This window comes from Streptomyces sp. (assembly GCF_050698815.1).
Lineage (GTDB): Bacteria > Actinomycetota > Actinomycetes > Streptomycetales > Streptomycetaceae > Streptomyces.
This window is the reverse complement of sequence record NZ_JBOHCV010000778.1, coordinates 1-8,987: the sequence shown is the minus strand read 5'-3', so window position 1 is coordinate 8,987 and position 8,987 is coordinate 1. Positions and strand designations below refer to the sequence as shown.

Sequence of the window (8,987 nt, the reverse complement as noted above, 5' to 3'; positions counted from 1 at the left end):
TCCTGCTCCGGCAGCGCACCGCGCTGCCGGAGGGCATCCCCCACGGGAACACCGGGGGCTCGGGCTCGGATGCCTCAGATACGCATCGGCTGGGGTGACTCGCGGCGATCCGGCTCCGGGCCGTCGTACTCGCGCAGGACCTCGTACCGGGTGTTGCGCTCGACCGGCTGGAAGCCGGCGTCGCGGATGAGGTCGAGCAGGTCCTCGCGGGTGAGCTTGTCGGGCGTCCCGTAGTTGTCGGCGTCGTGAGTGATCTTGTACTCGACGACCGACCCGTCCATGTCGTCCGCGCCGTGCCGCAGAGCGAGCTGGGCGGTCTGCACGCCGTGCATCACCCAGAAGACCTTGACGTGCGGCACGTTGTCGAACAGCAGTCGGGAGACCGCGAAGGTCTTGAGCGCCTCGGCACCGGACGCCATGGTGGTGCGCGCCTGGAGCCTGTTACGGACCTTGCCGTCCTGCATGTCGACGAAGTCGTGCTGGTAGCGCAGCGGGATGAAGACCTGGAACCCGCCTGTCTCGTCCTGCAGTTCGCGCAGCCGCAGCACGTGGTCGACGCGGTGACGGGGCTCCTCGATGTGTCCGTACAGCATCGTGGACGGCGTCTTGAGGCCCTTCTGGTGCGCGAGGCGGTGGATGCGCGACCAGTCCTCCCAGTGGGTGTCGTTGTCGACGATGTGCTGCCGGATCTCCCAGTCGAAGATCTCGGCGCCGCCGCCAGTGAGCGACTCCAGGCCCGACTCGATCAGGATGTCGAGGATCTCGCTCGCGTCCATCCCGGAGATCTTCTCGAAGTGCTGGATCTCGGTGGCGGTGAACGCCTTGATGGAGACGGTGGGCGGCAGCGCCTCCTTGAGGGCGCTGAGCGAACGCGGGTAGTAGCGCCAAGGCAGCGTCGGGTGCAGGCCGTTGACGATGTGCAGCTCGGTGAGGTTGTCCCCCTCCATCGCCTTGGCCAGCTTCACGGCCTCCTCGATGCGCATGGTGTAGGCGTCCTTCTCGCCCGGCTTGCGCTGGAAGGAGCAGTACGCGCACGAGGCCGTGCACACGTTCGTCATGTTCAGGTGGCGGTTGATGTTGAAGTGGACGACGTCGCCGTTCTTGCGCGTCCGTACCTCGTGGGCGAGCCCGCCCAGCCACGCCAGGTCGTCGGAGTCGTACAGCGCGATGCCGTCCTCGCGGCTGAGCCGCTCACCTGCGCGGACCTTCTCCTCCAGCTCGCGCTTGAGCCCAGCGTCCATGCGCCCTCCTGGTGTGTCTGTTCGAGCAATGTCTGTTTCGAGCGCCTTGTCGAGCCTACTCCCGGGCCTCGCCGGGCAGTTCGCCGACCCGGTTCTCCCACTTCGTGGACAGCACGATGGTGGTACGCGTACGGGAGACGCCCTTGGTGCCGGACAGCCGCCGGATGAGGCTCTCCAGCGCGTCCACGTCGGAGGCGCGCGCCTTCAGCATGTAGGAGTCGTCTCCGGAGATGAACCAGCAGTCCTCGATCTCCTGCAGATCGCGCAGCCGGCCGGCGACGTCCTCGTGATCGGTGGCGTCCGAGAGCTGGATGCCGATCAGCGCGGTGACGCCCAGACCGAGCGACTTCGCGTCGACCGTCGCGCGGTAACCGGTGATCACCCCGGCGGATTCGAGGCGGTTGATGCGGTCGGTGACGCTGGGGCCGGAGAGGCCGACGAGCCGGCCCAGCTCGGCGTAGGACGCCCTGCCGTTCTCCCGCAGCGCCTGAATGAGCTGCCTGTCCACCGCGTCCATGCGTACTGGTGCCTTCCGTCGCCGATTGCGTTCAGGGCTCCCCGCCGGAGGCAGGGGAAGCGTGGGCTCCGTGAAATCTCCGGTAACGAATCTAAGGCATGGGCCCCGCTCCTCCTCCGACACCTCTCCTCAAGGAGGTTCCGTCGCCTCCGGGCGGTCCTGGATGAGGGTGTCCGCCGCCGCCGCGTACGCTCGGTGCCGTGACCGCTACGACCGCTCCGCCCGACCGCCGCCCCTGGATCGTCGGTGTGTCCGGGGCCTCGGGGACGCCGTACGCCGCCGCCGTGCTCCGCGCGCTGCTGCACGCAGGCGAGAGCGTGGACCTCATCGTCAGCCGGGCCGCGCGGCTGACGATCCTCGACGAGACCGGACACCCCTTCCGCGACGGGCACGCACAGCAGGACCTGCGGCGCTGGCTCGCCCGCGCCGCCGACGGCACCCCGGACGCCTTCGACCCGGACGTGTCGGCGGTACGGCACTGGCCCGCCGGTGACCTCGCGGCCGGGCCGTCCTCGGGCTCGTACCCGGTGAAGGGGATGCTGATCGTGCCGGCGAGCACGGCCTGCGTGGCGGGGGTGGCGCTGGGCCTCTCCAAGGACCTGCTGCAACGCACCGCCTCCGTGACCCTCAAGGAGCGGCGCCCCTTGGTCGTCGCCGTACGCGAGACACCACTGAACGGGCAGACCCTCAGGCATCTGGTCACCCTCGACGAGGCGGGCGCGGTCGTGCTCCCCGCCTCACCCGCCTTCTACGCGGGGGCGACCACCATCGCGCACCTGGTCGACTTCGTCGCGGGCCGCGCGCTGGACGCCGCGGGCGTACCGCACAAGCTCTACCGCCGCTGGGAAGGCGAACTGGCCGACCCCGCGCGCCGTCCGGACGACCGGCCGTCCTGAAGTGCGCCGAACCCTCCGGATTGGCGCGGCACGGCCGTGATGCGGTTGGGTCGGGGGATGCAGCTCTCCCGTCCGCCCCACGGCCCGCGGCCGCGGGCCGTCGCCGCCGCCGTGTGCTTCGCACTGCTCGCCGCTTCCGTGTCCGCCTGCGGCGCGACGGAGAAGCTGACCACGGGCCTGAAGGTGCGGAACGCCGTCGAGAAGCTCGGTGAGCGGCCCTCCGCGTCCGTCACCGCCTCGGTGGACGGATCGGCACGGCAGGCGTACGCCTTCCTCGAGCGGACGCGCGGCGACGCGGCCACGCACAAGGACGCCGTCCGGCTGGCCCGCGCCGAACTGACAGTGGCGGCCGGTTCGGGCAGCGAGGAGACGCCGCTGAAGGACATGCGGGGCTCCGACGCGACGAACGTCGCCGCGGCGCTGAACTTCGGCGGCCGGGACTTCGCCGCGGTCAAGTCGGTGCGGGACAAGCTGTACCTCCGGGTCAGCCTGCGGTCGCTGGTGCGGCAGACGGGCGGCTCGCAGGGGGCGCGGCGGACCGCGGCCGAGATCGTCGCGCTCGCGGACGATCTGCCGGTCTCGCTGGGCGGGGCACGGGACGCGCTCCAGGGGAAGTGGGTGCGGGCCGACCCCGAGCAGTTCGACGAGTTCGCGACGGCGGCTCAGACGCTGGCCGAGCGCCGCGCGAAAAGGGCGGACGACGGGAACGGCGGGAGCGACGGGCAGCAGTCGGACCGGCAGCGCGAGGAGGCCGAGCGGAGCCGGGAGTTCCGGGACGCGGTGACCGTCGGCTCGGCGCTCGACGGGCAGTCTCAGCGCGCGTTCGTGAAGGGCGTGCAGAAGCTGCTGCGCGAGCACGCGACGTTCACCGGCGAGGGCGAGCACGGCGGCGCGGACCGGGTACGGATGACGCTGCCCGGGCGCGAGTCGGCCAAGGACCTGGTCGGGGCACTCAAGGCGCTCGGCGCGGACATCGACCCGAAACGGGTGCCGGACGGTGACATCACCGCCGGTCTCGCGATCCGGAACGGACAGCTGACGTCACTCACCCTCGACCTCGGCCAGTTCACGGGCGACGGCACCAGGCTGCCGCTGCGGCTGGACTTCGGCGCCGGTGAGGCGGTCCCGGTGACGGCGCCCGGCGGCGCCAAGGAGATCGAGCCGCAGGACCTGCTGGCCGCGTTCATGTATGGCGCTCTGGGCACGGAGAACCTTTGACGTCATCCTGAGGTGCGGAACTCCACGTGCCGTCCGTGACGTTTTCCCCAGGGAGGCTCGATGACGTACGGACCAGGCTCCGACACCGGCAGCACCGGCAGCACCGGAAACAGCAGTCGCACCGGCACGACCGGGCACGGCGCGAAGGCCGCGGCCCAGCTGATCCTGCTCTGGACCGCGCTGCTGTGGCTGCTGGAGGCCGTCGACAGCGTCTCGGGGCACGCGCTGGACACCTTCGGCATCCAGCCGCGCCAGGAGAGCGAGCTCGTCGACGTGATCCCGGCGGCCTTCATGCACTTCGGCTTCGGCCACCTCGTGGCGAACACCCTGCCGCTGCTGGTCCTCGGCTTCCTCGCGGCGCTGCGCGGCACCGGCCGCTTCCTGGCCGTCGCCTTGACCATCATCGTCGTGAGCGGCCTCGGCGTCTGGCTGGTGGCGCCCGCCGCGAGCAACACCGCGGGCGCCTCCGGCCTGATCTTCGGGCTGTTCGGCTACCTGCTGGTGCGCGGCTTCGTGGACCGGCGCATCACCGATGTGGCGCTGGGCGGCGTCGTCGCGGTGCTCTACGGGTCCATCCTGTGGGGCGTGCTGCCGACCGACAGCGGCATCTCCTGGCAGGGCCACCTCTTCGGCCTGGTGGGCGGTGTGCTGGCCGCCTTCATGACCTCCAGCCGCTCGGGGTCGGGCGCGGGCGGCAAGCCCGCATGGCACTGACGCGACGCACCCGCTCAGGCGCTCAGGCGCTCAGGCGCTGAGTCCCCGCATCGCCAGGTCCAGCAGCGCGCACAGGAAGAAGGCGATGCCGATGAAGCCGTTGACGGTGAAGAAGGCGCGGTTGACGCGGGAGAGGTCGCCCGGCTTGACGATCGCGTGCTCGTACCCGAAGGTGCCCGCGACGACCAGCAGCCCGGCCCAGTAGAAGGCCCCGCCCCCGGTGAGCACGCCGAACCAGCACAGCAACGCCACCGTGACCACGTGAGCGCCGCGCGCGCCGTTCAACGAGGCGGCGATGCCGAACCGGGCCGGGACCGAGCGCACCCCGTGCGCACGGTCGGCGGCGACGTCCTGGCAGGCGTAGATCAGGTCGAAGCCGCCGATCCAGCTGCCGACCGCCAGCCCCAGCACCACCGACTCCCATGACCACGCGCCGGTGACGGCGATCCAGGCGCCGATCGGCGCGATGGCCTGGGCGATGCCGAGGATGGCGTGCGGGAAATGGGTGAAGCGCTTCCCGTACGGATAGACCACCATCGGCACCACGGCGAAGGGTGCGAGAGCGAGGCAGAGCGGGTTGAGCAGGGCGCAGGCGCCCAGGAAGACGGCGAGGGCGACCAGCGCGCCGGTCCACGCCGACCGCAGGGACATCGCGCCCGTGACCAGTTCGCGGCCGGCCGTACGCGGATTACGCGCGTCGATCTCGCGGTCGATGATCCGGTTCGCGGCCATGGCGAAGGTGCGCATCCCCACCATCGCGACGGTCACCAGCAGCAGTTCGCGCCAGTGGACGGTTCCGTCCGCCAGGAACATCGCGGTGAGCGCGGCGTTGTAGGCGAAGGGCAGCGCGAAGACCGAGTGCTCGATCATCACCAGGCGCAGGAACGCGGCGACGCCTCCGCGGGGGCGGGGAAAGCCGGCCCGTGCGCCGCCGTCCGTGGCGGTTTCGCCGCTCACAGCCCGTACTCCTTCCAGCGCTTGGTGACCCGCTCCGCGATCTCCGGGTCGGACTCGATCATGTGCGGCCAGCCGCCGTCGCGGGTGTAGCCCTCCTCGGGCAGCTTCGCGGTCGCGTCGATACCCGCCTTGCCGCCCCAGAACTGCTGGTACGAGGAGTGGTCGAGGTGGTCCACCGGGCCCTCCACGACCGTGAGGTCGCGGGAGTAGTCGACGTTGCCGAGCGCGCGCCAGGCGACCTCGTGCAGATCGCGTACGTCGCACCCGGCGTCCACGACGACGATCAGCTTCTCCAGCGAGAGCATGTGCGCGCCCCAGATGGCGTGCATGACCTTCTGTGCGTGCTTCGGGTACTTCTTGTCGATCGAGACGATCATGCAGTTGTGGAAGCCGCCGGCCTCGGGCAGGTGGTAGTCCACGACGTCCGGCACGATGATCTTGAACAGGGGCAGGAAGAACCGTTCGGTGGCGCGCCCCAGCGGTCCGTCCTCCGTCGGGGGCCGGCCCACCACGATCGACTGGAACACCGGCCGCTTCCGCATCGTCACGCAGTCGATGGTCAGCGCCGGGAACTCCTCCTGCGGCGTGTAGAAGCCGGTGTGGTCGCCGAACGGCCCCTCCGGCAGCGTCTTTCCGGGCTCCAGCCACCCCTCCAGTACGACTTCGGCGTGCGCCGGCACCTGCAGCGGCACGGTCTTGCAGTCGACCATCTCGACCCGCTTGCCCTGCGTGAAGCCGGCGAAGAGGTACTCGTCGATGTCGCCGGGCAGCGGTGCCGTCGAGGCGTAGGTGACGGCGGGCGGGCAGCCGAAGGCGATGGCGACCGGCAGCTTCTCGCCGCGCCGGGCGGCGACCTGGTAGTGGTTGCGGCTGTCCTTGTGGATCTGCCAGTGCATGCCGATGGTGCGCCGGTCGTGCCGCTGCAGCCGGTAGAGGCCGAGGTTGCGTACGCCGGTCTCCGGGTGCCTGGTGTGCGTCAGCCCCAGGTTGAAGAAGGAGCCGCCGTCCTCGGGCCAGGTGAACAGCGCGGGCAGCTGCTCGAGGTCGACGTCGTCGCCGTGCAGCACGACGTCGTGCACGGGCCCGCCCTTGACCTTCTTCGGCGGTACGTGCGCCATCGCCCCCAGCTTGCCGAAGGCTTCCCGCATGCCGACGAAGCCCTGCGGGAGTTCGGGCTTGAGCAGCCCGCCGATCTTCGCGCTGATCTCGTCGTACGAGTTCAGCCCGAGCGCCTTCAGCAGCCGCCGGTCGGTGCCGAAGACGTTCATGGCCAGCGGCATCGAGGAGCCCTTGACGTTCTCGAACAGGAGCGCCGGGCCACCGGACTTCTGCACCCGGTCGACGATCTCCCCGATTTCGAGATGCGGATCGACCTCCGCCGTGATCCGCGTGAGGTCCCGGTCCCGCTCCAGCGCCCGCAGCAGCGAGCGGAGATCGTCGTATGCCATACGTGCCAGTATCAGCCATGGCCGCGCACCTACCGGCGCCCACCCCCGCGGGTACCGGGCACCGCTACCCTTGGCCTGTCACGTCGGTCCGCAACGCCGCACCACCGGCCCGCACAGGGGGCGTCCCTCATGCTCAGGTATCTGCCGTTCATCCTCGTCCTGGCGGTGTGGATCTACGCCTTCATCGAGTGTCTGAACACACCGGAGAAAGAGGTCCGCAAGCTGCCGAAGGTCGTCTGGGTGATCATCATCCTGCTCTTCGGGCAGGTGCTGGTGGGCCCGGTCGCCTGGTTCGTGGCGGGCCGGCCCCGTAAGAACGCGCCCTACGGCGCCACCCGTCCGCACGAACGCCGCTGGGTCGCCCCGGACGACAACCCGGACTTCCTCAAGTCGATCAACGACGACGAGCGCGAACGCGACCGGGAGCGCGACCGCGGGGACGAGACCGACGGCCGGGACGACGCACCGCCCCAGGGCCGCTGACGGCAGCCGCGCCGCCGGCTCATTCGACGCCGGCGTAGGAGTGCTTGCCGGTGACGAAGATGTTGACGCCGTAGTAGTTGAAGAGGAAGCACCCGAAGGCCAGCAGCCCCAGGTAGGCCGCCTTGCGGCCCTTCCAGCCGGCGGTGGCGCGGGCGTGCAGGTAGCAGGCGTAGGCGACCCAGGTGATGAAGGACCAGACCTCCTTGGGGTCCCAGCCCCAGTAGCGGCCCCATGCGTCGCCCGCCCAGATCGCCCCGGCGACGATGGTGAAGGTCCAGAACGGGAAGACGGCCGCGTTGATGCGGTAGGCGAACTTGTCGAGCGAGGCCGACGAGGGCAGCCGCTCCAGGACCGACGTGGCGAAGCCGCCCGGGGTGCCACCGCTCAGCAGTTTCGTCTCGTACCGGTCCCGGAAGAGGTACAGCGCCGTCGAGACGAAGCCGAGGTAGAACAGCGCACCGCAGGTGATCGCCAGCGAGACGTGGATCCACAGCCAGTACGAGTGCAGCGCGGGCACGAGCTGATCGCTCTCGGTGTACAGCACCGTCACGGCCAGGCCGAGGTCGAGCAGGACGGTCGCCACCAGCGGCAGCCCGATCCAGCGGACGTTCTTCTTCGCGACGAGGAAGGCGAGATAGGCGGCGACCGCGACCATGGAGAAGGCCGTCGAGAACTCGTACATGTTGCCCCAAGGGGCACGCTGCACCGAGAGCGAGCGGGCGAGGACGCTCGCGACGTGCAGCAGGAACGCGAGGGTCGTGAACGAGACCGCGATCCGGCCGTAGAGATCGCCCTGTTCGTCGCCGGCGGCGGCACCGGGGCCGTCCGGCAGTTCGCCGCCGCGCTCGGCGGTCGCGCCGGCGGCCAGCGCGCGGTCGACGAAGCCGTGGACGCGGTCGCGCTGGGCGGGGGAGACGAGCGGACCGAGGTTCGTGGCCTCGTCCATCGGGTCGCCGACCACGAGCCGGTCGACCTTGTGCAGGAAGCGCTCCATGAACGCGTCGCGGACGCTTTGGTGGACGTAGATCCGCGTCGCCGCGGTGCAGTCCTGGCCGCAGTTGGCGAACGCGCCGACGATCGCGCCCTCGGCGGCGGCCTCGACGTCGGCGTCCTCGAACACCACGAACGGCGCCTTGCCGCCGAGCTCCATGTGCACGCGCTTGACCGTGCCGGCGGCCTCGCGCATCACGCTGGCGCCGGTGCGCGTGGAGCCGGTGACCGAGATCAGCGCGACGTCCTCGTGGCGGGCGAGCACGCCGCCCACCTCGGGACCGGGGCCGGGGATCACGTTGAGGACGCCGGGCGGCAGGCCGGCGTCGAGCGCCAGGCGGCCGAGCATGAGCGCGGTCAGCGGCGTCAGCTCGGACGGCTTGAGCACGACCGTGTTGCCGGCCGCCAGCGCCGGCCCGATCTTCCAGGCCGCCATGTTCAGCGGGTAGTTCCAGGGGGCGATCGCGGCGCACACCCCGATCGGCTCGCGCCGGATCGTGCTCGTGAGGCCGTCGAGGTACTC

Annotated in this window: 8 protein-coding genes and 2 pseudogenes; 4 read left to right on the top strand and 6 right to left on the bottom strand. The window is 70.6% G+C overall.

The features are described from left to right. Positions 1–74 precede the first annotated feature (74 nt). Both mqnE and ACRDP3_RS27940 read right to left on the bottom strand, forming a co-directional pair. Positions 75–1,241 (bottom strand): aminofutalosine synthase MqnE, encoded by a 1,167-nt coding sequence (gene mqnE / locus ACRDP3_RS27945; protein WP_431519806.1) that lies wholly within the window; start codon positions 1,239–1,241, stop codon positions 75–77. A 55-nt stretch (positions 1,242–1,296) separates the two neighbouring features. Next, complete coding sequence (locus ACRDP3_RS27940; protein ID WP_431519805.1) at positions 1,297–1,758, bottom strand: Lrp/AsnC family transcriptional regulator; 462 nt, start codon at positions 1,756–1,758, stop codon at positions 1,297–1,299. A 200-nt stretch (positions 1,759–1,958) separates the two neighbouring features. Here ACRDP3_RS27940 and ACRDP3_RS27935 point away from each other — a divergent pair, with 200 nt between their 5' ends. From ACRDP3_RS27935 to ACRDP3_RS27925, 3 genes are read left to right on the top strand one after another with little or no spacing between them, the layout of a single operon-like run. After that, positions 1,959–2,654: a UbiX family flavin prenyltransferase gene (locus tag ACRDP3_RS27935; RefSeq protein ID WP_431519804.1), complete on the top strand. Its 696-nt coding sequence runs from the start codon at positions 1,959–1,961 to the stop codon at positions 2,652–2,654. A 57-nt stretch (positions 2,655–2,711) separates the two neighbouring features. Next, positions 2,712–3,872 (top strand): hypothetical protein, encoded by a 1,161-nt coding sequence (locus ACRDP3_RS27930; protein WP_431519803.1) that lies wholly within the window; start codon positions 2,712–2,714, stop codon positions 3,870–3,872. Between the two features lie 60 nt (positions 3,873–3,932). Then, entirely contained in the window at positions 3,933–4,586 is a 654-nt protein-coding gene (locus ACRDP3_RS27925; RefSeq protein ID WP_431519802.1) for a rhomboid family intramembrane serine protease, read from the top strand. Between the two features lie 30 nt (positions 4,587–4,616). Here ACRDP3_RS27925 and mqnP read toward each other — a convergent pair whose 3' ends face one another. Next, complete coding sequence (mqnP, locus tag ACRDP3_RS27920) at positions 4,617–5,543, bottom strand: menaquinone biosynthesis prenyltransferase MqnP (protein ID WP_431519801.1); 927 nt, start codon at positions 5,541–5,543, stop codon at positions 4,617–4,619. Continuing rightward, entirely contained in the window at positions 5,540–6,991 is a 1,452-nt protein-coding gene (locus tag ACRDP3_RS27915; RefSeq protein ID WP_431519800.1) for a menaquinone biosynthesis decarboxylase, read from the bottom strand. The genes mqnP and ACRDP3_RS27915 overlap by 4 nt, the downstream gene beginning before the upstream one ends. Positions 6,992–7,120: 129 nt before the next feature. Between ACRDP3_RS27915 and ACRDP3_RS27910 the strand changes: the two genes are divergently transcribed. Further along, a complete protein-coding gene (locus ACRDP3_RS27910) occupies positions 7,121–7,474 on the top strand; it encodes a PLD nuclease N-terminal domain-containing protein (protein ID WP_431519799.1) in 354 nt (117 codons plus the stop codon). 19 nt (positions 7,475–7,493) lie between these two features. Here the strand turns inward: ACRDP3_RS27910 and ccsB are convergent. Then, positions 7,494–8,309 (bottom strand): annotated as a pseudogene (ccsB, locus tag ACRDP3_RS27905) (c-type cytochrome biogenesis protein CcsB); the annotation flags it as partial. A 51-nt stretch (positions 8,310–8,360) separates the two neighbouring features. Further along, a pseudogene (locus ACRDP3_RS27900) lies at positions 8,361–8,939 on the bottom strand (aldehyde dehydrogenase family protein); the annotation flags it as partial. Positions 8,940–8,987: the final 48 nt, after the last annotated feature.

Bases quoted from the DNA above. Each gene is read 5' to 3' on its own strand.
- mqnE (WP_431519806.1), bottom strand. From the start codon at position 1,241: ATGGACGCTGGGCTCAAGCGCGAGCTGGAGGAGAAGGTCCGCGCAGGT.
- ACRDP3_RS27940 (WP_431519805.1), bottom strand. From the start codon at position 1,758: ATGGACGCGGTGGACAGGCAGCTCATTCAGGCGCTGCGGGAGAACGGC.
- ACRDP3_RS27930 (WP_431519803.1), top strand. From the start codon at position 2,712: ATGCAGCTCTCCCGTCCGCCCCACGGCCCGCGGCCGCGGGCCGTCGCC.
- ACRDP3_RS27925 (WP_431519802.1), top strand. From the start codon at position 3,933: ATGACGTACGGACCAGGCTCCGACACCGGCAGCACCGGCAGCACCGGA.
- ACRDP3_RS27915 (WP_431519800.1), bottom strand. From the start codon at position 6,991: ATGGCATACGACGATCTCCGCTCGCTGCTGCGGGCGCTGGAGCGGGAC.
- ACRDP3_RS27910 (WP_431519799.1), top strand. From the start codon at position 7,121: ATGCTCAGGTATCTGCCGTTCATCCTCGTCCTGGCGGTGTGGATCTAC.